Below are 22,724 nucleotides of genomic sequence, written 5' to 3' on the forward strand. Positions count from 1 at the left end.
GGCGACCATGAACGAGACGCCCGAAGTTGGCACCGCGACGGAGGGCCCGAAGGTCCTCATCAACGCCCGCCTGATCGATCCCGCCAGTGGCCGCGACGAACCCGGCGGGTTGCTGATCCGCGATGGCCGGATCGCCGACCTCGGCGCGCACCTGCGCCGCAACGCCCCGGCTGGCGCCGAGGTCGTCGACTGCAACGACAACATCGTGATGCCGGGCCTCGTCGATATGCTGGTCTATACGGGCGAGCCCGGCGAGGAGCATCGCGAGACGCTCAACACCGTCAGTCTCGCCGCGAGCGCCGGCGGCGTTACCACGATCGCCTGCCTGCCGAACACCGACCGCCACCTCGACGATGTCGCCCTCGTCGATTTCATTCTCCGCCGCGCCCGCGACACGGCCCGCGTCAACGTGCTGCCGATCGCCGCCCTCACCAAGGGCATGATGGGCGAGGAGATGGCCGAAATCGGCCTGTTGCGCGCGGCCGGCGCGGTGGCCTTTTCCGACGGACCGCGCAGCCTCGGCAACGCCCGCCTGATGGCCCGTCTGCTCGCCTACACCCGCGACTTCGACGGCCTCGTGGTGCATCACGTCGAGGACCCGGACCTTGCCGCGGACGGCGTCATGCACGAGGGTCAGGTGGCCACACTGCTCGGCTTGCCCGGCATTCCGACGGTTGCCGAACTCGTGCTGCTCGAGCGCGACCTGCGCCTCGTCGAGAGCGTCGGCGGGCGCTATCATGCCGCGCAAATCTCCTCGGCCCAGTCGCTCGAGGCGATCCGCACCGCCCGCCAGCGCGGCGTCAGGCTCACATGCGGCGTTTCGATCAATCACCTTCTGCTCGACGATCGCGACATCGGCTCCTACCGGACGTATTTCAAGCTTTCACCGCCCCTGCGCGGTGCAGCCGACCGCGATGCCCTCGTTGCTGGCGTCGCGAGCGGCGACATCGACGTCATCGTCTCGGCCCACCTGCCGCAGGACGTCGACGGCAAACGCCGGCCGTTCGCTGAGGCCGCGACCGGCGCGATCGGCGTCGAGACCCTTTTGCCAGCGGCTTTGCGCCTTGCCGATGAACGCAAGATCGACCGCCTCGCGGTACTGCGTGCCCTCACCTGCAACCCCGCCGACCTGCTCGGCATCGAGGCGGGGCGGCTCGCCGTCGGCGCGCCTGCCGACGTCGTCGTCGTCGACCCCGAAGTCGCCTGGGTGGTCGAACTCGAGCGCCTGCACTCGCGCTCGAAAAACTCGCCCTTCGAGGCCGCCCCTCTCAAGGGTCGGGTGATGCGGACTTTTGTTGCGGGCCGGCAAGTCCACCCCTACCCTGCTCAGGATCGTCCCTCCCAGTAACGGCGGCTTTGCGACACAATGGAGCTTTCCGTCCAGCTCGGCCTCGTTGCGATTCTGGCCTATCTCGCCGGCTCCATCCCCTTTGGCCTGGTTCTGACGCGCCTTGCCGGCCTCGGCGACATCCGGGCGATCGGCTCCGGGAACATCGGGGCAACGAACGTCCTGCGCACGGGGCGCAAGGGCTTGGCCGCCGCCACGCTCCTGCTCGATGCCGCCAAGGGAACGCTGGCCGTGCTCCTCGCTCCGGTCCTCGCCCTTGGCGCCCTTGCACTCGTCGACGGAGCCCAAAGCCCCATGCCCGCCGCGGCTGATCACATGGCCGGAGCCGCCGGGGCGGTCGCCGGTGTCATGGCGTTCCTTGGGCACTGCTTTCCGGTCTGGCTCGGGTTTCGCGGCGGCAAGGGCGTTGCGACATTCATCGGTGTGCTGCTCGGTTGGACGTGGCCCGCTGCCGTCGGCTTTTGCGCACTTTGGCTCGCTGTCGCGGCCGCGACGCGTTATTCATCCCTCGCTGCCCTGGTTTCGGCCGCGCTTGCCCCCGTGCTCGTCCATGTGCTCGCCGGCCAACCACTGTTGACGGTGGCGAGCACCCTCCTCTCGCTGCTCCTCGTCATCCGCCATCGCGCCAACATCGAGCGCCTCCTTGCCGGCACCGAAAGCCGCATCGGCGGGCGGTCGTGAAGCGCGCTCGCCCGAGCGCCCCGTCGCCTCGGCCAGCCCCGGCTGGCACCCATGCCGCTGCCATGCCGATCCGCCAACGGCTCGGCGATGAGCAGAAGATCGCCTGGCTTCGGCTGATCCGCACGGAGGGCATCGGCCCGGTCACCTTTCGGGAATTGCTCAACCGGTTCGGTGGCGCCGCGGCCGCGCTCGAGGCATTGCCCGGCCTCGGCGCCCGCACCGGCCGGCGCCTTTCACCGCCAACGCGCGACGCGGTCCTCGAGGAACTGGAGCGCGCGGCCGCCATCGGTTCGCGACCGCTCTTTCTCGGTGATCCCGATTATCCCCCTGGCCTTGCCGCGCTCGAGGTTCCCCCGCCCATGGTCTACGGGCTCGGCGATGCGCAGCTCGCGTCCCGCCCCACCATTGCCGTGGTCGGCTCCCGCAACGCCTCGGCGGCTGGACGCAGCATGGCCCGCGCACTTTCGCACGACCTCGGTGCCGCGGGCTTCGTCGTGGTCTCCGGTCTCGCCCGTGGGGTCGACGGCGCCGCCCACGAGGCCAGCCTCCCGACCGGCACCATCGCGGTCGTCGCTGGAGGGCTCGATCACATCTATCCGCCCGAACATGCCGACCTCCACGCGCGGCTGGCACGCGAGGGCTTCATCGTCAGCGAGCGGGCACCTGGAGCGGTTCCACGCAGCGAGGACTTTCCCCGTCGCAATCGCATCATCTCCGGACTCTCGGCCGGAGTCGTCGTGGTCGAAGCGGCGGCCCGATCGGGTTCGCTCATCACCGCGCGCTTTGCCGCCGAGCAGGGCCGCGAGGTCTTCGCGGTGCCCGGCCATCCGCTCGACCCGCGCGCCAAGGGGGCACTCGCGTTGTTGCGTGAGGGGGCCACGATCTGCACCTGCGCCGACGACGTTGCCGAGGCGCTGCGCCCGATCCTCGCGGGGCGCGCCGGCCAGCCCGACCTGCGGGGCTTTGCGACCGCCGGAGAGGATTGGATGCTCGGTCTCGAGCAACCACCGTCGAGCGAGCCCTCTGGCGCGGACGCACCGCCGGACCAACAGGCGACCGGAGAGGTGGGCGACCGTGCAATCGCTGAAGTGGTCGAGGCGGCGCTCTCCATGGCGCCGATCGAGGTCGATGTTGTAGCGCGCGAGACCGGCCTCACGATCCGCGAGGTCCGCGCCGCACTCCTCGAACTCGACCTTGCGGGGCGCATCGAGCGGCATGGCCTGCAGACGGTGTCATTGCGCAACTGAACCGGACCGGGAGGTGGTCATCCCTCCAAGCGTTCCTCAGAGCGGATCCGCTCGGACAGGAGGTAGGCCTCGCGGAGCTGGGCTGCGACCTCGCTCTCGCCATGCCGCTTGGCAAGGTGATGGAGCTCACGGATCATGTCCGCCAGATAGGCGAGCGCATCCGCTCGCGATGGAATTGGCATTGCCTCCGCCTCGACTTCGCACGCATCCTGGCGCGCTCGCATGTCTGCGGCCTCTGCTCCACCCGTCATTGGCGCCCCCGTTCGCCGTTGCCCATAGATTATGCTCGCATAAATTGAGCTCTTGTAGATCATTTGTACGCATAAGTTGCACTCAACTCAACCCGCTTTCGCCCGATCACACACAGGCCCATCAGCGACAGAGTTTGACAGCGCCGGGTCGCTTGCCCATGTTCCCTCGCGCCACACGCAGGGTTCGGGGGTTGGCGCGCGGTCGGCTGTCGGCAAGGCAGGCCGGACGCGGGGCGAGGCGAGGCGCGCGGCGCCACTTCATCCCAGTTCGAACGGATCGGGCCATCCGCGTGTTTCACGCGACAGCACTCCAGAGCAGGCACGCATGCAGGTTGTGATTGTGGAATCCGCCGCCAAGGCGAAGTCGATCAACAAATACCTCGGACCCGGCTACAAGGTGCTGGCCTCCTTCGGGCATGTCCGCGACCTGCCGGCCAAGGACGGCTCGGTGCTGCCCGACAACGACTTCTCGATGGAGTGGGAAGCCGATCCCAAGGCGACCAAGATCCTCGCCGAAATCGTCAAGGCCGTGCGCGACGCCGACAAGCTGATCCTCGCCACCGACCCCGACCGCGAGGGCGAGGCGATCTCCTGGCACATCCTCGAGGTTCTCGAGAAGCGCCGCGCGCTCAAGGGCATCCCTGTCGAGCGTGTCGCCTTCAACGCCGTCACCAAGCAGGCGGTGACGGAAGCCATGAAGCACCCGCGCGAGATCGACACGCCCCTCGTTTCGGCCTATCTGGCGCGGCGCGCGCTCGACTACCTCGTCGGCTTCACCTTGAGCCCCGTGCTCTGGCGCAAGCTGCCGGGCTCGCGCTCGGCCGGCCGTGTGCAGTCGGTGGCGCTGCGCCTCGTGTGCGACCGCGAAGCCGAGATCGAGGCATTCCGAACCGACGAATACTGGACCATCGAGGCGCTGCTGCGCACGGCCAAGGGTGAGGAGGTCAAGGCCCGCCTCACCGCCATCGCCGGCACCACTCTGAAGAAGCTGGACATCAAGGACGAGGCGAGCGCCCTCGCGATCAAGGCGGCCATCGAGCGCGGCAACTTCACGGTCACCAGCGTCGAACGCAAGGCGACCAAGCGCAACCCCTATCCACCCTTCACCACATCGACCCTGCAAATGGACGCGAGCCGCAAGCTCGGCTTTTCCGCCAAGCAGACCATGGGTGTCGCCCAGCGCCTCTATGAAGGTGTCGACGTCGGCGGCGATGCCCCGGTCGGCCTCATCACCTACATGCGAACCGACGGCGTGCAGATCGTGCCGGAAGCGGTCGGCCAGATTCGCGACGTCATCTCCGCCGAATACGGCCGCAATTATACTCCCTTTTCTCGTGAGTACAAATCCAAGGCAAAGAACGCCCAGGAGGCGCACGAGGCGATCCGCCCGACCGACCCCTCCCGCAGGCCCCAGGACGTCGCGCGCTACCTCGAAAAGGACCAGGCCGCCCTCTACGAACTGATCTGGAAGCGCACCATCGCCAGCCAGATGGCCCCCGCCGACATCGAGCAGACCACGGTCGGAATCGACGTCACCGGACGTGACGGCAAGCTCTACGGACTGCGCGCGACCGGCTCGGTCATCGTGTTCGACGGTTTCCTCAGGGTCTATGAGGAAGGCCGCGACGACCGCCAGCGCCAGATCGAAAAGGGCAAGGCGGACGAGGAAGCGGACGGCGACGAAGGAGCTGCCCGGCGCCTGCCGGCGCTCGCCAAGGGCGAGACGCTGAAGGACGACGTCATCTCGGCCGACCAGCATTTCACCCAGCCGCCACCGCGCTACACCGAGGCGACCCTGGTCAAGCGGATGGAGGAACTCGGCATCGGCCGGCCATCGACCTATGCCTCGACCATGGCGACCCTCGTCGATCGCGACTACGTGCGCATCGACAGGAAGCGCCTCGTGCCGGAGGACAAGGGGCGCCTGGTGACGGCGTTCCTCAAGAGCTTCTTTACGCGCTATGTCGAGTACGACTTCACGGCCGGCCTCGAGGAAAAGCTCGACCTCATCTCCGACGACAAGCTGGCCTGGAAGGACGTGCTGCGCGAGTTCTGGAGCGAATTCACGGCAACCGTCGAGGGCACCCGCGAACTGCGCGTCACCGACGTCCTCGAGGCGCTCAACGAGATCCTCGGGCCGCACGTCTTTCCCGAAAAGAGCGACGGCGGTGATCCGCGTAAGTGCCCGACCTGTGACGACGGCCGCCTCAGCCTGAAGATCGGGCGCTTCGGTGCGTTCATCGGCTGCTCGAACTATCCCGATTGCCGATTCACCCGCCAGTTCAGCCAGAGCGACGAGGAGGCGACCCAGGCCCAGGCGGGCGCCAACCGCCTGCTCGGCCAGGACCCCGAGACGGGCCTCGACGTGACCGTGCGGAGCGGACGGTTCGGCCACTACATCCAGCTCGGCGAGCCCGAAACCGGCGAGCGACCCAAGCGTGCCTCCATACCGAAGGGCACCGATGCGGGTGAACTCACGCTCGAGCGCGCCCTCGCCCTCCTCTCGCTGCCGCGCCTCGTCGGCCCGCACCCGGAAACCGCTCAGCCGATCGTCGCCGGCTACGGCCGCTACGGCCCCTTCGTCGAGTGCGCGGGCAAATACGCCAATCTCGACAGCCCCGAGGAGGTCTTCACCGTCGGCCTCAACCGTGCCGTGACACTGCTGGCCGAAAAGGCGGCGTCCGGCGGCAGGCGCGGAAGCTCGGCCGCGGCGCTGCGCGATCTCGGCGAGCATCCGGCCGACGGCGGCAAGGTCGAGATCATGAACGGTCGCTACGGCCCCTATGTGCGGCATGGCAAGGTCAATGCGACCATCCCGCGCGGCAAGGACCCGGCCGCACTCACGATGGAGGAAGCCGTCGTCCTCATCGCCGAGCGCGCCGCCAAGACCGCCAGTGGTTCGAGCGGCGCCAAGAAGCCCGCCAAGGCGGCGAAGGCGGGTGGCAAGGCGGCCAAGAGCGACACCAAGGGTGCCGATGCCACCGGGACAACCGGCGATGGCGGGAATGCGAACGCCGCCACCAAACCGAAGCGCGGCGGCAAGGCGACCGCCGGCAAGGCCCCGGCCGGAAAATCGACCGCCGGCGGCAAATCCGCGACCAAACGCGCCGCCAAAAATCCGGCGGACCCCGCCTAGGCTGTCGTCGAGTGGGTCGCGGTCCCGGCCACGATCCCCCTCGACGGTCCGAGCGCGGGCACGACACATGTCCCGAGATGGAGCACCGGCCGGCGCTCCATCCAACGAGCACGGAGCCCCATTGGCCAAGCGTCCGACAGTCAAGGGTGGTGGCAAGCCAGCGCGGGCCGGCGAATTGCCGAGCCGCGATGCGATCCTCGAATACATCCGGGGCGCTCCCGGCAAGGTCGGCAAGCGTGAGATCGCGCGCGCCTTCGGCCTCACGGGCGACAAGCGAACCGCCTTGAAGGAATTGCTGCGCGAGATGGCGCGCGACGGCCTCATCGCCGGCAACCGGCGGCGCCTTCGCCGACCGGGCAGGCTGGCGCCGGTCGGCGTAATCGAGGTGATCGGCCGCGACCGCGATGGCGAACTGATCGCCGTGCCGGCGGAATGGCCCCCAGAGGATGGCCCTGCCCCCCGCATCCTGGTCGAGGCCGATTCGGGGCGCGGCGGCAGGAGCACGCGGGGTGCGGCGCCCGAGGTGATAGGTGTCGGCGACCGGGTCCTGGCGCGCCTCGAGCCGATCGCACGGGCCGGCAGCGAGACCGACGGCGACGGTCCGGGCGATAGCGACGACGAGGATGTGGACGACGGGGATGATGACGCCGATCTCGGGCCGGACGAGGCGGCCGCCGGCCCCGACGAAGCCGGAGCGACCGACGGGCCCGAGCCCCCGTCCTATGTCGCGCACCCGATCAAGCGTCTCCAGCGCCTCGACCGGCGCCTCCTCGGCATCTTTCGCGCCAACGCGCGCGGTGGCGAGATCATGCCCGTCGACCGCAAGCAGCTCCGCACGTGGCCGGTTGAACGTGGCGATACCGCAGGGGCCAGCGACGGCGACCTCGTGCGCTTCACGATCGGCGCCCGCACACGCGGCGGCTACGAACGTGCCCGGATCGCCGAGACCCTCGGCAACCCCGAGGCGCAGCAGCAGGTCAGCCTCATCGCCATCCACGCCCACGGCATTCCGGAGGATTTTCCCGCCCCCGCGTTCGCCGAACTCGAGCGCCTGCCGAAGATCACGCCCAAGGGCCGCGAGGATCTGACCGCACTGCCGCTGATCACCATCGATCCGCCGGACGCGCGCGATCATGACGACGCCGTCTGGGCAGGGCCGGACCCCGACCCCGCCAACCCCGACGGGCACATCGTCGTCGTTGCCATCGCCGACGTCGCCTTTTACGTCCGTCCCGGCTCGCGGCTCGACCGCGCCGCACTGCTGCGCGGCAACTCGGTCTATTTCCCGGACCGGGTCGTGCCCATGCTCCCCGAACTCATATCCAACGACCTCTGCTCGCTGCGCGAGGGCGAATTGCGCCCGTGCCTTGCCGTACGCATGGTGTTCGATGCGCGCGGGCGCAAGCGTAGCCACCACTTCACGCGCGCCCTCATGCGCTCGGCCGCCAAGCTCGCCTACGCCGAGGCCCAGGCCGCGATCGACGGCGGTCCTGCCGCGCGCCACGCCGGTCCGATGCTCGAAACCGTGCTGCGCCCGCTCTGGGCCGCCTACCGCACCATCGCCCGGGCACGCGACCAACGTGCGCCGCTCGACCTCTCGCTTCCCGAACGGCGCATCGTGATCGGACCGGACGGCCGCGTCGCCGCCGTCGTCACACCGGAGCGGCTCGAGGCGCACCGCCTCATCGAGGAGTTCATGATCCAGGCGAACGTCGCCGCCGCCGAGGCACTCGAGGCCCGCCGTCTGCCGCTCGTCTACCGGGCCCACGATGCGCCTTCCAAGGAAAAGCTCCTCGCACTGCAGGATTTCCTCGCAACGCTCGACATCTCGCTACCGAAAGGTGCCGAGTTGCGCCCCTCGGACTTCAACCGCGTTCTCGCCACCGTCGCCGGCCGCGAGGTCGAGCAACTGGTCAACGAGGTCGTGCTGCGGGCCCAGAGCCAGGCTGAATATTCCGCTCGCAACTACGGTCACTTCGGCCTCAACCTCGCCCGCTACGCGCACTTCACCTCGCCGATCCGCCGCTATGCGGACCTCATCGTGCACCGTGGCCTCATCCGCGCACTCGGCCTCGTGGCAGACGGCGACGGCTTGACGGACGAGGAGATCGAGCAGCTCGACGAAATTGCCGCCACGACTTCGCAGACCGAGCGCCGTGCCATGGCCGCCGAGCGCGAAACGGCGGACCGGCTGATCGCCGCATTTCTCGCCGATCGGGTCGGCGCCACATTCCAGGCGCGCATTTCGGGTCTCTCGCGCAGCGGCCTCTTCGTGCGCCTGACGGAAACCGGCGCCGACGGCTTCGTGCCCGGCTCGAGCCTCATGGGCGACTTCTACCGTCACGACGAGGAGCATCAGGCGCTTGTCGGCGACCGCTCGAATCTGGCCTATCGGCTCGGTGATACGGTCGAGGTCAAGCTCGTCGAGGCGATCGCCAGTGCCGGTGCCCTGCGCTTCGAGATCCTGAGCGAACCGAAGCCCTTCTCGGGGCGCGGCTTGACCGGCAAGCGGCGCGGCGCCGGCCATGCGGGTCGTCAGCGCCCGGGCCGCACGCGGTCACGCCCACCCGCCGGACGCTCCAGCCGTCGCGCAAGATAGGGGGCGGCCATGCGCGCCGACCGGTTGCATCGGCTCGATCGGCGCGGCAAGTGTTGAGCGAATGGGCGGGCCGACAGATATACCGGGCGCCAGGCACATGAAGGGCCACGCGCCGGCCCAGAGGAGAGACAGAGCATGGTGGTCAGGATCGAGGGCGTCGCGAACCATCCCGTGCTGCCGGAGCGCGCGGTTCTGCCCGCCATACTCGACGGCGCCCGGGGTCGCTGTCCGGCATGCCACGGGCCGGGAATGTTCGCCGGCTACCTGCGCATCGCCGACCACTGCACGAAATGCGGCGAGGCTCTCCACCATCACCGTGCCGACGATGCACCGCCCTATTTCACGATCTTCATCGTCGGCCACATCATCGTCGGGCTGGTCCTGTCCGTCGAGGTCGCATTCGGCCCGCCGCTCTGGCTGCACGCGCTGATCTGGGGGCCGTTGACACTCGGGCTCGCACTCGCCGTTCTGCCACCCGTCAAGGGGGCCCTCGTCGCGCTGCAATGGGCGCTCCGCATGCATGGCTTCGGCGGCGTGGACGCCGAACGCGATCCCCATATGGACACCGACAGGCTGACGCTGAAGGACAACCATGGCTGAGCACCCAACCGAGGTCGAGGAGGCGGCCGGCGCGGCGCGCAGGCCACTGAAACCGGTCGACGCGGCCAGCCTGCTCATCGTCGATCGCAGCGATGGCGTCCCCCGCGTCCTGCTCGGTCGCCGCAATCCGAGGCAGGCCTTCGTTCCCAACAAATACGTTTTTCCCGGAGGGCGTGTGGAGTCCTGCGATCAGCGGATTGCCCCGGTCGACGACGTGCCGGCCACTGACGTGCCGCGCCTGCTGCACGACATGAAGGGCCGGCCGAGCGAACGGCGCGCGCGTGCCCTGGCCCTTGCCGCGGTCCGCGAGACCTTCGAGGAGACCGGCGTCGCGGTTGGCCTTGCGGCGGGCACCGTCTCGGACCGCGATGCGAGCGACGAACGCTGGCACCGATTTCTATCGGCAGGCGTCGCCCCCTCGCTCGCTGGGCTTCGCTTCGTTGCGCGCGCCATCACCCCGCCGGGCCGCACGCGGCGCTACGACACCCGCTTCTTCCTGATCGATGCCTCATGGATCGTGGCCAATTCGCAGATCACCGACGGCGAATTCACGCAAGTTGCCTGGGTGACGTTCGACGAGGCCCGTGATCTCGACCTTCACGCCATGACGCGCACGGTCCTGGCCGATGCCGCCGAGCGGCTCAATCTGCGGCCCGAAAGCGCCGGCGCGGCTCCCGTCCCCTACTATTACTCGCGCAATGGCCGCTTCCGCCGCGAACTCATCGACGCCAGCTAGATCTTGACAGAACACCCGCCCAGCGCGTTTATCGCGCATCGACCGGCATTTGCGCGCCGCCCCCGTGGACCGGCGGAGCGGCGCGTGTCCGAACCAGGGATTTCCAACGATGGCCAAGCCCACCACCCAGAAGATCCGGCTGAACAGCACGGCGGGAACCGGCTATTTCTACGTCACCAAGAAGAACGTCCGCACGATGACGGAAAAGATGACCGTGCGGAAATACGACCCGGTGGCCAAGACGCACGTCGAGTTCAAGGAAGGCAAAATCAAGTAGCCAGCGGCCTCCGAGAGGCGCAGGCCGGCCCCCCCTTGCGATCTTCGATCGAGACGTCGTGCGACAGCCCGCCACCGGCCCTGTTCGAGCGATGCAATGCGATGAGCATGGTATTCGGGGGCTCGGCACGCGGCATGTGGCGCCGCGACGAATGTTGTATGCGCAATGCTGGTGCAGCACCTGGCTACCGCGAACCGAGGCCGACACGTCTTGCGAGACACGGCCCGTTCGGCAAATCTACTCCGCTGCGGCTTCAGTCCAACGGCTTGCGCTCCGATCGATCCGCAATCGGAGCGACGCACGCGCAAGAGCACCTCGCGCGAATGCACTGTCGGCGAGCACGGCAGAGAGCCTGATGGCTCGCGGCGGCTGAATTGGGACGATAGAGCATGTTCGATAGGTTGGATACCGGTGGCCACGGAACCAGCCATCGCCCGGCTTTCCTCCGAGCGTCCGACAGGTCCCGCAGCTCCGGCAGCGGGGTGTGACCGATATAGCCACGAGACCTGTCGGCCCAAGCCGTACCAAAGAGGGCCTTCGGTGTATCGGCTCGGATCTGCACCAGCACGGCCGTTCAAGGAGGCCTTCACGCCGTATTCGGTGCAGCTCTCGCCCCTTGTTACCCGGGAGATGCGGCGGACCCGGGATCTCGGGGCAAGCTCTCCAATTCAAATGGTGCCCGCATGCACCTTAGCCATCTTTAGTTCTGAACCTACAACTCTTGCAAGAGCGAAGTTGGCTGTCGCAGCCCGATTGGCACTCTCTCGTTGATCAACCCTAACTTCCGTCGCCTATGAGATAAGCCCTGATCAGCGGCCGTTTCATGGTGCATCTGCGACCCGTCCAAGGTCATTTGTCGACGAATGCGCCATACAATAGGCACCGCCGCGCACCCACCCAGGGTTGCAATTCGTTGACAAAGTTTGCTTTTTGGCGTCGTTCAACCGTCGTCCGACGGACTTGCGGGAAACCGGTAGGCAAGGCGCAACGACCCGCGCAAAGCCGATACCGCCGTAAGCGTGGAGCGCGACCAACCGTTGCCGTCGGGCTTCAGGCCGCCTTGACGGCAACGATGTTTCTCCCGCGCCGCTTGGCATCGTAGAGCGCCAGATCGGCCCGTTTCAGCAAGCCATCGGCCGTATCGGTGGCGTTCTGGAGGCAGGCCACACCGACGCTCGCCGTCACCCAGATCTCATCGCCGGCATGCGATATGCGGAACGGCTCGACCTCGATCCGATTGCGCAGCCGCTCCGCCACCTGGCTGGCCCGATCGACGTCGGTGTCCGGCATCAGCACGACGAACTCCTCGCCCCCGATCCGGGCGGCGAGATCGATGCCCCGCGTGTTGCGCCGCAGGCGTGCCGCGAACTCCTTCAGCACGGTATCGCCGACGTCGTGCCCGAACGTATCGTTGACCGACTTGAAGTAGTCTATGTCGGTGAGCATTACGGAGAACGGCTTGCCGCGCTTTACAGCGTCATTCAGCTGGCTCTTGATGTGGGTGTCCATGTAGCGCCGGTTGTGCAGACCGGTCAGCGGATCGATGACGGCCTGCTCGACGCGTTCCTCGAGGCGGCTGCGCAGGAAATCCGAAAAGCACTTGCGCCGCAGCTGCGAGCGGACGCGCGCGTTCATCTCGGCCGTATCGAGCGGGCGCAAGAGATAGTCGTTGATGCCCATGTCGAGGCCGCGCATCAACCGTGCCTCGTCGCCCTTTTCGGTGAGCACGATGATCGGCAGGTGTCGGATGACGTCGACGGAGCGCACCTGCGAACAGAGCCGAAGGCCATCGGCGTCGCGCAGGCCGAGGCTGACGATGAGGAGATCGAACGGCTCGTTGAGCAGCCGTGCGAGAGCCGCCGCCGGATCGCACTCGCAGGCGAGGGTATGGCCCCGATCGAGCTGTGTCCGCAGCCGCTCCTCCGCGCCCTCGCGATCGTCGACGAGCAGCACGCGCCCGCTCTGCCCGGCGGCCTCCAGATCTGGCCCGGTCTCGGCGTCGAGCCCGAGCCGCTGGCGCGTCGCCGCGCGCATCATCATCTCGTCGTTGAGCATTTTGACGCGCGCGAGATTGCGCACCCGGGTGATGAGCGCGATCTCGTCCACCGGCTTGCTCAGGAAGTCGTCGGCCCCCGCCTCGAGACCGCGCACCTTGTCGCTGGTCTGATCGAGCGCCGTCACCATGACGACCGGCAGGTGGCAGGTCCTTGGCGCCGACTTCAGCCGCCGGCAAACCTCGAAGCCATCCATGCCCGGCATCATCACGTCCAGCAGGACGACGTCGATTGCCTCACGCGCGCAGATTTCGAGCGCCTCCGGCCCGCTCATGGCGGTCACGACCTCGAAGTATTCCGCCGAGAGCCGTGCCTCGAGCAGCTTGACGTTGGCCACCAGATCATCGACGACGAGAACACGAGCGGTCATGTTTTAAGGTCCAGCTGGCTTATGCGGCTCCCGCGTATTGGCGCACGGTCTCGAGGAACAATGGAACGGAGATGGGCTTCGAGATGTAGGCCTCACAGCCGCCTTGCCGGATGCGCTCCTCGTCGCCCTTCATGGCGAACGCCGTGACGGCCACCACCGGGATGCTCGCGAGATCGTCGTCATCCTTGAGCCACTTGGTGACCTCGAGCCCCGAGACCTCGGGGAGCTGGATGTCCATCAGGATGAGATCGGGACGGTGCGCGCGCGCGATATCGAGGGCCTTGAGACCGTCGCGGGTCGTCAGCGTGACGTAACCGTGCGCTTCCAGGAGGTCATTGAAGAGCTTCATGTTGAGCTCGTTGTCCTCGACGATCATCACGACCTTCGTCGTCGTCGACGGCCCTTGCGGAGTGCCCCCCGGCTCCCGCATCCTCGTAATCAGCGTCATGACACCAATGCCCCCGGCTCCGTTCAACGGAGCACGTTTTCTGAACCCGCGCCCGGAGTATGCGCGCGCAAACGTAACCATCCGCTTAAACTCGCAATTAAAACGAGATGTTAGCAGGAGATATCGATGCCGAAGGCAGCCGTGACGCGAATGAACCGTGACGATGCCGAACTCCTCGCGCTCGCGGCCATCGCCTTCCTGGCGGGCGACGATCGCCACCTAGCGGGCTTCCTCTCGGCAACCGGCCTCGCGCCGGGCGAATTGCGCCAGGCCGCAAGCGAGCCGGGCTTCAAGGCGGGCGTACTCGAGTACCTGCTCACCGACGAGAGCCTGCTGCTCGCCTTCGCCGGATCCCACCAGTTCGCACCCGAGCGTGTTGCGATCGCCTGGCGCCTCCTGACCGACGATCCGGCGCGTGCCGCGGAAAGCTTCGGGCAATGAGGCGCGACGTGCGCTACGGCATCGATCTTGGCGGCACGAAGATCGCGGGCGTTGCCCTCGCCCCGGACGACACCGAGATCGCCCGCCATCGGGTTCCGACGCCACGCGACGATTACGAAGCGACCCTCGCGGCCATCGCCGCAATGCTCGCCCACCTCGAAGCGGGTGCCGACGGTGCCCTTGGAAGCGTCGGCCTCGGTATTCCGGGCTCCCTCGCCCCAACCGACGGGCGCGTCCAGAACGCCAACTCGACCTGGCTCAACGGTCGTCATCTCCAGCGCGACCTCGAAGAACGCCTCTCGCGCCCCGTCGCCATCGCCAACGACGCCGACTGCTTCGCCCTTTCCGAGGCCCACGACGGCGCCGCCAAGGGCGCCGGCTCGGCGTTCGGCGTCATCATCGGCACCGGTTGCGGGGGCGGCATCGTGATTGGCGGTCGACTGCTGTCCGGACCGCGCGGCTCGGCTGGTGAATGGGGCCACACGCCCTTGCCGTGGGTCCTCGAGGATGAATTTCCGGGCCCCGCCTGCTGGTGCGGGCAGCGCGGCTGCATGGAAACCTGGGTGTCCGGGCCGGGACTTGCCGCCGACCATTACCGGGCGACGGGCGAACATTGCGAGGCCCGCGCCATCGCGCAGGCCGCCCGGGGCGGCAACCGGCTGGCGATTGCCGCCCTCGACCGTCACACCTTTCGGCTCGCGCGCGGTCTGGCGATGATCGTCAACATCCTCGACCCGGAGGTCATCGTGCTTGGCGGCGGCCTGTCCGAAATGGCGCACCTCTATGAGGAACTGCCGCGTCGGATGGCGCCTTTCGTCTTCGCGCGCGAGACGCGGGTTCGAGTCGTGCCGGCCCGCTGGGGCGCCGCGAGCGGCGTGCGCGGCGCGGCGCGGCTGCCGCCGCTGGGCGGGAGCCGCTGACCCGCACGAACACGAGCCATCCGACTCGGGACGTCGTTCGTGCCCCTTGCCCGGTGCTGGCGGCACGCCTGCGACGCCAGACCAACGTCCGAAACACGGCGCAAAACTCTCGGACCAATCGATACGACCAATGCGCATTATGCGGGTGCCGCCGCCCCCCTAGTTTCCTCCTTGGCCGAGGTGAACCGCCCTACGGGGCAGACCAAGGAGAAATGCAATGGCAGACGGCGACAACTCCAAACTCGAGGGCGATGGCTCGCCGAACGTGGCTTCGAGGCGTCGGTTCCTGCGGCTCTTGGGACTCGCGACCATCGCGGTCGCGGCGGCACCGGCGGCGCTCGTGATCGGCGAGGCCGACGCCAAGGGCGGCGGCGGCGGCGGGGGCGGCTCCGGCGACAGCGGGGGCGATGATTCCGGTGGGCGCGGCAATGGCAGCGACGATGGTCCGGGCGACGATTCCGGTGGCCGGGGACGTGGCCGCGGCAGCGACGATGGGCCAGGAGACGACTCGGGCAGCGGTCGCGGTGGTGGTCGTGGCAGAGGACGCGGCAATGGCAGCGGGCGCGGTCGTGGTCGCGGCCAAGCCAGCCTCAGTGGTGACGATGACGGGCATGGACGCGGCCGAGGCCGGGGACGTGGCCGCGGGCGCGGCAGGGGTCGCGGTCGTGGACGCGGTCGAGGCAGGGGCCGGCGCTCGAATTTCGCGCTGAACGATTGCACGCGTCGTCGTCCGTCCAACCCGTTCTGCACGGGCCATCAGTACTGACACCGGAACCGTTCCGGTTGCACGCAACTCCCGCAACGTGATCGGGGATGGACTTGGTCACATGGGGGGACTTGGATGGTGATCCTCGCGATCACCATCCTCTTTTTTCGTCGCCGGCTCCAACCGGGTCCGGCTCCATGCCCGGCTCATCGGCACATCCCATCAGCCGGGCATCCGCAGCTCGATCCGATCCTCGTCACGGCAGGTGTGGCTGCGGCTGTTCGCCGAGCGGTTGGACCACTGGGCGTTGCCCGCGTCCCAGAGTTGATAGATCACCGTGAATTGGCCGGTCGCACCGGAGTCCAACCGGTTGAGCCGGCGTGGCGCCGTCAGGACCGCGGCACCCGAATTGATCACCCGGTTGCCGACGTCCTCGATCCAGGTCCCGTCGTTGCCCACGATGTGCACGCTGCGCACACGCACGCGAGTTGCATGATCATTGACGAACTGGAAGCGCACCTGGACGCAATCGCCTGCGTGCGCCGTCCCGCCCGCCGTCGTCCCCGCCGCCAGCCACGTCACGGCGATCAGCAGCCCCGCTCGCACCACCTTCGCCATACCCATGACTCCCATCCGATGTGTCCATCAGACTGGCGCAGTCTCCGTTTCCGGGCAAGGCGCACCGAGGGGAAAGGTGAGTGCCAGCGGGCACGATCACTCGCAGGCCGTCAGTTCGAGATACTCGAGCTTGCTCAATTCGCCGTCGAGCGCGAAATCCCCATAGTCGATCCTGAGGTCGCGAACCACGCCGTTCTCGAACATGCGAAATCCCATCTCGTAGGCCGGCACGACCTCGCCGGGCAGACTGAGCGGCTCGAAATAGCTGACCAGCATCGGCCAGGACGGGAGCTTTTCCAGCCCCGCGATGCGCGACCGGTCATCGTCGCCATCGCCGCTGCCAGGTGCCGGAGACCGATCCCTGGCACCGCTGTCGTGCCCGATCACGGTTGTCGCCTGATAGACTTTGGCGCCGTTGTCGGAGCCGTCGTAGAGCCGCACGTCGAGCAGTTCGTCTCCCCGGCGCGCGGCGGCCAGCATGGCCAGCGAATGCTGGATCGGAAAGAGGATACGCCCCTCGAACCGCTCCCGGCGGGCCGCCGGTTCGCTGAGTTCGACCACGATGGCCTCCTCGCCCTCGCGATGGGCTTCGCCAGCCGTCGTCTCGGCGAGGGAATCGTCGCGGAACGTGTCGCTCTGGAAGCGGTAGGTCTGGCCGCCGGCATCCTCGGAGCTTGATGTTCGCAGGTCCGAGACGAGGTTGTTGCCCTCCCTGTCCGTCATCTGCGTCACGAGCCGCATGGCCTGCTCGTAGCCCGCGCACGCGCTTCCTTGCAGCGAAAAGACGAGCCGACCGCGCAACGCCGTCACACCTGAGCCGCTCGCCGATTCGGCCAGCCGAAGCTCGTAGATCGCGCGATGCGGGCGAAGGATTTCACCCGCTGCGGTACCAGGCATCGCGGCGCGGGCTCCCCCGCCGGCCAGCAGGCCGAGGACGAGCCCGGCGACGACTGTCTCCCTCGTTCGCCCTCGCATGCGTTGCAAGCCCCATGACATATAGGCGTCATCCTCAGCTATCCGATCCATAGGATCGCGCGCGGGCCTGAATGAGGCGAACACCTCGACGCCGCGCGCAGAGCCTTGCGATCCGGTGACACGTCCGCTGGCGATGTGCAACAAGTGCGCAAAGACCATCCCGACCCCTGCATCGGCGCAAACGACGCCATCAGCCCCTGGAGCAACGAGGAACCGAGCATGACCGACACCATCGCCCAACGGCTCGCGGCCAAAGGCATCGAGCTTCCAGTGGGCCCCCGCCCCGTCGCCAACTACGTTCCGGCGATCCTCTCCGGCAACCTCCTCTTCGTTTCCGGTCAGGTGCCTTTCGTCGATGGCAAGATCGCCGTTGCCGGACAGCTCGGCGCCGGCGTCACGGTCGCCGAAGGCCAGCGCGCCGCCGAGATCTGCGCCATCAACATCCTCGCCCAGGCCAAGGCCGCTCTCGGCGATCTCGAGCGTATCGAGCAGGCGCTGCGCCTGACGGGCTTCGTTGCTTCGGTGCCGGACTTCACCGATCAGCCGGCCGTCGTCAACGGCGCCTCGAACCTGCTCGCCGAAATCCTCGGCGAGCGCGGCCGCCACACCCGCTCGGCCGTCGGCGTCGTTTCCCTGCCGCTCGGCGCCGCCGTCGAGATCGATGCCATCTTCGCGGTGAAAGCGTCGTGAAACACGGCCCTGGCCGACCAGCCAAGTCCCTGCGCGCGGGCTCGCCAGCACTCGCCGGCCGGGCGCGCATCGACTGGGACCTCGGACCCGTCGCGCACCGGGGCCTCCACGATTGCGCGGCCGGTTGCATCGAGAACACGGCCGGTGCCGTGTCCGCGGCCATCGCCGCGGGTCTCGCCGTCGAAGTCGATCTCCAGGTCTCCGCCGATGGCGTCGCGATGGTTTTTCACGATGACACCCTCGACCGGCTGACGGGAGAGCGCGGCCCCGTGCGTGCGCGCTCGGCCGGAGAACTCGCACGGATCCGCCATACGGTCGGCGGCGAGCCGATAATCTCGTTCACCGACCTCCTCGACCTCGTCGACGGCCGCGTTGCGCTGTTCGTCGAGACCAAGAGCCATTTCGACGGCGACCGCGCCCTCGAGAAGGCACTCGTCGGCCCGCTCGAGGCCTATGACGGGCCGTTGGCCCTCATGTCCTTCGATCCGGACGCCATGGCCTGGTGCCGCGAGCACATTCCTCACGTCCCGCGCGGCCTCGTTTCTGGCAGCTACCCGAACCGGGCCTGGCTTCCGGAGGCGGGCGGGCTGGCCGATCGCATCCGTCTGCGCCGGCTCGATGATCTGGAGCGCATTGCTGCCGCGTTCGTGAACTACGAGATCGCCGCGTTGGCGAGCGCGCCGCCGCAGCGTGCGCGACGCGAAATGGGCCTGCCGCTGCTCACCTGGACCGTGCGTACGCCGGCAGAGCGCTCACGCGCCGCCCGCCTCGCCGACGCCATGGTCTTCGAGGGCTTCATGCCCGATCCGCGCGGCCTTTGAGCGGGGCGCCCGACCGGCAGAACTGGAGTAGAACCGAGGTGATCGAACGAGGCCAGCCCGTCGCTCGCATCCTGCCGGCGATCTCCGCCATCGCGGCCGGGGCCTGGGACGCCTGCGCCAATCCGGCCGGCCGGCCGCTCGACCCGTTCCTCTCGCACGCCTTCCTCCTCGCCCTCGAGGAAAGCCGTTCGGTCGCCCCGCGCACGGGCTGGCAGCCTCGCCACATCGTCATCGAGGATGCCTCGGGCAGCCTCCGCGCCGCGATGCCCTGCTACCTCAAGAGCCACAGCCGGGGGGAGTACATCTTCGACCACGGCTGGGCGGAGGCCTACGAGCGGGCCGGCGGGCGCTACTATCCCAAGCTGCTCTCGGGCGTCCCCTTCACCCCCGTCACCGGCCGCCGGTTTCTTTCCCCCTCGGCGACCGACGATCCGGGCGCCCGCACCATGCTGCTCTCGGCCGCCATCCAGCTCTGCGAACAGCACGGGATTTCCTCCTTCCACGCCAATTTCCTGACGCGGCAGGAGTGGGAGGGTTGCGGCGCGCTCGGCCTCCTCCAGCGAACCGACCAGCAGTTCCACTGGCACAACGCCGGTTATTCTTCCTTCGACGACTTTCTCGCCACGCTTGCCTCCCGCAAGCGCAAGGCGCTGAGGAAGGAGCGCGAAGCGGTGCGCGCGGCCGGCCTCACCATCACCTGGCACACTGGCGGAGGTATCACCGAAGACCACTGGGACGCCTTCTTCACCTTCTATCAGGACACCGGTTCGCGCAAGTGGGGCTCGCCCTATCTCAACCGGGAGTTCTTTTCCCTCATCGGCACCTCCATGGCCGACCGCCTCCTCCTCGTGCTGGCGCGCCGTGCAGGGCGCCCGATCGCCGGCGCCCTCAACCTCATTGGCGGCGACACGCTCTACGGCCGCTACTGGGGCTGCACCGAGCACCACCCCTTCCTGCACTTCGAACTCTGCTACTATCAGGCCATCGACTTCGCCATCGCCCACCGGCTCGCCGTCGTCGAGGCCGGCGCCCAGGGCGAGCACAAGCTCGCGCGCGGCTATCTGCCGACCACGACATACAGCGCGCACTGGATCGCCGATCCCGGTTTTCGCCGCGCCGTTGCCGACTATCTCGAGCGCGAGCGGGCCTATGTCGCCGAGATGGGCGAGGCGCTCGCCAGCCAGGCGCCTTACCGGCGTGGCCCCGCCGAAGGCGAGAGCGGCGACCAGGACGATCCGGACGCTTGACCGACCTCTCTCGAGCCGGGTTTAGTCGGGCGAGCACGGGAGGACATCATGACCGCCTACGACGACGCCAACATCTTCGCGCGCATCCTCAGGGGTGAGCTGCCTTGCCACAAGGTGTTCGAGGACGCCGACACGCTCGCCTTCATGGACATCATGCCGCGCGCCGACGGCCACACCCTCGTCATTCCCAAGACTCCGGCCCGCAACGTGCTGGACGCCAGCCCCGCCCAGCTCGCCGCCGTCATGCGCTCGGTTCAGACCGTCGGGCGGGCCGCCATGCGCGCTTTTGCGGCAGAAGGCCTCACCATCCAGCAGTTCAACGAGGAGGCGGGTGGCCAGATCGTCTTTCACCTCCACGTTCACATCCTGCCGCGCCACACAGGTGTCTCGCTCCGCCCGCCGGGAACGATGGCCGACCAGGACGTGCTGAAGGCGCACGCGGAAAAGCTCCGCGCCGCCCTCGCGAGCATGGCGTGAACGCGCGCCGATCGGGCGTTCGAGAGGAAGCTAACGCTGGCAGCGAAAGCAGACCTCGTAGCGGATCGTGCAGCGCATGGAGCCTTGAATTCCGGAGAGATATTGCGTCGACACGTGGCTCGTCGAGACTTTGCTCTGGCGCCTCCAACCCGCCCCCAGCGAGCCGCATGCCGTACGACCGAGGGTCGTGTGCGGGTTCTGCCGCAGCACCGCCATGCCTGCCTGCCGGCATTCGTCGACCCACGCACCCGGCGACTGAACCGTCTGGATCGTCGATTTCTGGCGACAGACATCGCGCGTGAGCTTCACCGGATTGCCGCCGATCTGTGCCCGCGCATCCGGGGCGAGAACGCCGAAGGAGAGGCAGGCGACGCTCGAGGCGAAGGCGATCCGTGCCACGACTCGCAGGGGCCGATTGGCGGCGTTCCGCAGTTCACCTGCTCCGCGGACCATCGAGAGAGCTTGTGCAACCGTCTCGCGCTTGCGCCGTTCCAATGGCATTCCATCCTCCGTGGCGATTTCAGCATTCATGTCGGACAACCCGAGCCCCCAGGTCTTCGACGACAAGGGAACGTCATCGTCGCACGTCGAATGGTGGAGCCCTCGGAACCACGCGGTTCGCGCTCCCGATACGACGTTCATCAAAAGCTACACATTTGACCGAGTATGGCAACATCGACGGCCGTCCGGCCCTCCCGCGGGCCGAGGGACATGCGCGTTCAGGCGCCGAGCACGATGGCGAGTGCGAGGCACGCGAGGCCAGCGAGGACGCTGACGATGATGCGTACACCGTAGGCGAGCCGGCCTGCCAGCCCGAGAAAAACCCCGACGCTGACGAGGAATGCCCCGACCCGGCTCGCGAGCGCGACCTCGGCCAGCGCACCGGAAGGAAACACCACCATGCGTGCCACGAGTCCCGCAACGAGCGCCGTCGAAACCGCCTTCACCCAGCGGAAGATCTCGCTGTCGACGTCGATATCGCGCGCGAGCAGCGCCCCGGCCCAGCGCCAGGGCTCGGTCATCAGAACACCGGCAATGAGGATGACTGCATAGCCTGCGGCCCCCGCCGGAAGAATCGCCTCGCCGCTCACGCGCCTGGCTCCGTGACATGCCTGCGCCGCCGCGCCGCCCGGCCGATGAGATAGGCCCCTGTCCCACCGATGAGGCCAGTCAGCATGAGATCGAAGCCAGGCGCCAGGAGGTAGAACAACGGCCCGAGCAGGAGTCCGATGACGAGCGGCGCCGCGTCGCCGAGGTCCCTGGCCGTCGCGAGGAGCGAAACGATGAAATAGACCGGAGTGAGGAACAGCATGGCCGCCGTCACCACCGGCGGCACGACACCCGCCATCTGATGGCCGACCAGCGTGGCCAGCATCGTCGAGAGACAGAGGGTGCCGCCGAAGCCAAGGAAGTAGGGCAGTCGCAGCCGCACGGGCAGTTCCGGCAGACGGCGCAGCGACTCGATCCAGGCGGTGATGGCGACGAAATGCACGCCCAGGACCTCCACGATCCGCGGCAGGCCGGAGCCGCGCAAGTACGGCATCAACACCACCGTCATCGGCAGCATCCGCACCGCCGTCAGCATCACGGCGAACGCGGCCGCCCCGAGTGCGGCATCGTGGGCGAGCTGGTCGACGAGCGCCACCTGACCGGGCAACTGGAAAATCGCCGCTGTCATGAACAGCGCTTGCCCTGCGCTGATGCCGAGGTCGTGGGTCAGCGCTCCAAAGCCGAGCATGGCGAAAAAGAGGATGATGAGCCCTGGCGTCGAAAGCGCCTCGAATGCGCCACGGGCGAAGGCCCGCCGGCGTGACGCCGCGAGCGTCCATGCGGGCAGCCCCCGTTCTGCCCCCTTGTCGCCGTCCACGATCCGCCGTGCTCCATCGACCTGGCGGTCTCGCCCATCACCCGTGAACCGCCACCGTACACCCGACATGCTGCAACAGGGCGCTACCGGCAAGCCCCGATCGAGCAACCGACGCGTTTCGAGCGATCCACTTGCCGTCTTCCACCTCGGCTCCCCGATGATGCGAGGGATCCGAAGTCACATGTCGGCGGCCGTGACAGCGGCGACACGCCATC

At 67.9% G+C, this 22,724-nt stretch carries 22 protein-coding genes; 15 read left to right on the forward strand and 7 right to left on the reverse strand.

The features are described from left to right. The first annotated feature begins 7 nt into the window (after window positions 1-7). The 8 genes from GC150_05790 (at window position 8) to rpmG (ending at window position 10,875) form a co-directional block, all read left to right on the forward strand. Window positions 8-1,348, forward strand: a complete 1,341-nt coding sequence (locus GC150_05790; GenBank protein MBI1384403.1) for an amidohydrolase family protein — start codon at window positions 8-10, stop codon at window positions 1,346-1,348. A gap of 18 nt (window positions 1,349-1,366) precedes the next feature. After that, the gene (plsY, locus tag GC150_05795) at window positions 1,367-2,029 is read left to right on the forward strand and encodes a glycerol-3-phosphate 1-O-acyltransferase PlsY (protein ID MBI1384404.1); all 663 of its coding nucleotides are present in this window, start codon (window positions 1,367-1,369) and stop codon (window positions 2,027-2,029) included. Window positions 2,030-2,091: 62 nt separating this feature from the next. Beyond that, entirely contained in the window at window positions 2,092-3,276 is a 1,185-nt protein-coding gene (gene dprA, locus GC150_05800; GenBank protein ID MBI1384405.1) for a DNA-protecting protein DprA, read from the forward strand. A 576-nt stretch (window positions 3,277-3,852) separates the two neighbouring features. Beyond that, window positions 3,853-6,663: a type I DNA topoisomerase gene (topA, locus tag GC150_05805; GenBank protein MBI1384406.1), complete on the forward strand. Its 2,811-nt coding sequence runs from the start codon at window positions 3,853-3,855 to the stop codon at window positions 6,661-6,663. Window positions 6,664-6,967: 304 nt separating this feature from the next. Further along, window positions 6,968-9,262 (forward strand): ribonuclease R, encoded by a 2,295-nt coding sequence (rnr, locus tag GC150_05810; GenBank protein MBI1384407.1) that lies wholly within the window; start codon window positions 6,968-6,970, stop codon window positions 9,260-9,262. A gap of 135 nt (window positions 9,263-9,397) precedes the next feature. Next, window positions 9,398-9,862, forward strand: a complete 465-nt coding sequence (locus GC150_05815) for a DUF983 domain-containing protein (protein MBI1384408.1) — start codon at window positions 9,398-9,400, stop codon at window positions 9,860-9,862. Then, the gene (locus GC150_05820; protein MBI1384409.1) at window positions 9,855-10,598 is read left to right on the forward strand and encodes an NUDIX domain-containing protein; all 744 of its coding nucleotides are present in this window, start codon (window positions 9,855-9,857) and stop codon (window positions 10,596-10,598) included. The genes GC150_05815 and GC150_05820 overlap by 8 nt, the downstream gene beginning before the upstream one ends. Before the next feature lie 109 nt (window positions 10,599-10,707). Then, window positions 10,708-10,875 carry a 50S ribosomal protein L33 gene (gene rpmG, locus GC150_05825; protein ID MBI1384410.1) on the forward strand — a complete coding sequence of 56 codons (168 nt, stop codon included), beginning with the start codon at window positions 10,708-10,710 and terminating at the stop codon, window positions 10,873-10,875. Between the two features lie 1,050 nt (window positions 10,876-11,925). Here rpmG and GC150_05830 read toward each other — a convergent pair. Beyond that, window positions 11,926-13,299, reverse strand: coding sequence for a PleD family two-component system response regulator (locus GC150_05830; protein MBI1384411.1), 1,374 nt, complete (start codon window positions 13,297-13,299; stop codon window positions 11,926-11,928). 19 nt (window positions 13,300-13,318) lie between these two features. Then, on the reverse strand, window positions 13,319-13,729 hold the full coding sequence (locus GC150_05835; protein MBI1384412.1) for a response regulator: 411 nt from the start codon (window positions 13,727-13,729) through the stop codon (window positions 13,319-13,321). A 168-nt stretch (window positions 13,730-13,897) separates the two neighbouring features. On the opposite strand from GC150_05835, the gene GC150_05840 reads away from it, so the two are divergent. The 3 genes from GC150_05840 to GC150_05850 all read left to right on the forward strand — a co-directional run bounded on the left by GC150_05840 (window position 13,898) and on the right by GC150_05850 (window position 15,818). Further along, on the forward strand, window positions 13,898-14,188 hold the full coding sequence (locus tag GC150_05840; GenBank protein MBI1384413.1) for a DUF3572 family protein: 291 nt from the start codon (window positions 13,898-13,900) through the stop codon (window positions 14,186-14,188). After that, window positions 14,185-15,108 carry an ROK family protein gene (locus GC150_05845; GenBank protein ID MBI1384414.1) on the forward strand — a complete coding sequence of 308 codons (924 nt, stop codon included), beginning with the start codon at window positions 14,185-14,187 and terminating at the stop codon, window positions 15,106-15,108. The genes GC150_05840 and GC150_05845 overlap by 4 nt, the downstream gene beginning before the upstream one ends. A gap of 428 nt (window positions 15,109-15,536) precedes the next feature. Beyond that, window positions 15,537-15,818 carry a hypothetical protein gene (locus GC150_05850; GenBank protein MBI1384415.1) on the forward strand — a complete coding sequence of 94 codons (282 nt, stop codon included), beginning with the start codon at window positions 15,537-15,539 and terminating at the stop codon, window positions 15,816-15,818. Window positions 15,819-16,036: 218 nt separating this feature from the next. On the opposite strand, the gene GC150_05855 is transcribed toward GC150_05850, so the two are convergent. Next, window positions 16,037-16,438, reverse strand: a complete 402-nt coding sequence (locus GC150_05855; GenBank protein ID MBI1384416.1) for a hypothetical protein — start codon at window positions 16,436-16,438, stop codon at window positions 16,037-16,039. Between the two features lie 90 nt (window positions 16,439-16,528). After that, complete coding sequence (locus GC150_05860) at window positions 16,529-17,566, reverse strand: DUF1849 family protein (protein ID MBI1384417.1); 1,038 nt, start codon at window positions 17,564-17,566, stop codon at window positions 16,529-16,531. Between the two features lie 60 nt (window positions 17,567-17,626). On the opposite strand from GC150_05860, the gene GC150_05865 reads away from it, so the two are divergent. The 4 genes from GC150_05865 to GC150_05880 all read left to right on the forward strand — a co-directional run bounded on the left by GC150_05865 (window position 17,627) and on the right by GC150_05880 (window position 20,642). Then, window positions 17,627-18,097 (forward strand): RidA family protein, encoded by a 471-nt coding sequence (locus tag GC150_05865; protein MBI1384418.1) that lies wholly within the window; start codon window positions 17,627-17,629, stop codon window positions 18,095-18,097. A 68-nt stretch (window positions 18,098-18,165) separates the two neighbouring features. Further along, window positions 18,166-18,918, forward strand: coding sequence for a glycerophosphodiester phosphodiesterase (locus tag GC150_05870; protein ID MBI1384419.1), 753 nt, complete (start codon window positions 18,166-18,168; stop codon window positions 18,916-18,918). Window positions 18,919-18,956: 38 nt separating this feature from the next. Continuing rightward, window positions 18,957-20,165 (forward strand): GNAT family N-acetyltransferase, encoded by a 1,209-nt coding sequence (locus GC150_05875; GenBank protein MBI1384420.1) that lies wholly within the window; start codon window positions 18,957-18,959, stop codon window positions 20,163-20,165. Window positions 20,166-20,213: 48 nt separating this feature from the next. Next, on the forward strand, window positions 20,214-20,642 hold the full coding sequence (locus GC150_05880; GenBank protein MBI1384421.1) for an HIT domain-containing protein: 429 nt from the start codon (window positions 20,214-20,216) through the stop codon (window positions 20,640-20,642). A 30-nt stretch (window positions 20,643-20,672) separates the two neighbouring features. Here GC150_05880 and GC150_05885 read toward each other — a convergent pair whose 3' ends face one another. The 3 genes from GC150_05885 to GC150_05895 form a co-directional block, all read right to left on the reverse strand. Then, window positions 20,673-21,143: a hypothetical protein gene (locus tag GC150_05885; protein ID MBI1384422.1), complete on the reverse strand. Its 471-nt coding sequence runs from the start codon at window positions 21,141-21,143 to the stop codon at window positions 20,673-20,675. 218 nt (window positions 21,144-21,361) lie between these two features. After that, entirely contained in the window at window positions 21,362-21,733 is a 372-nt protein-coding gene (locus tag GC150_05890; GenBank protein ID MBI1384423.1) for an AzlD domain-containing protein, read from the reverse strand. Further along, the gene (locus GC150_05895; protein MBI1384424.1) at window positions 21,730-22,578 is read right to left on the reverse strand and encodes a branched-chain amino acid ABC transporter permease; all 849 of its coding nucleotides are present in this window, start codon (window positions 22,576-22,578) and stop codon (window positions 21,730-21,732) included. The genes GC150_05890 and GC150_05895 overlap by 4 nt, the downstream gene beginning before the upstream one ends. Between the last annotated feature and the right edge of the window lie 146 nt (window positions 22,579-22,724).

Source organism: Hyphomicrobiales bacterium, assembly GCA_016125495.1.
Taxonomy (GTDB): domain Bacteria; phylum Pseudomonadota; class Alphaproteobacteria; order Rhizobiales; family RI-29; genus RI-29.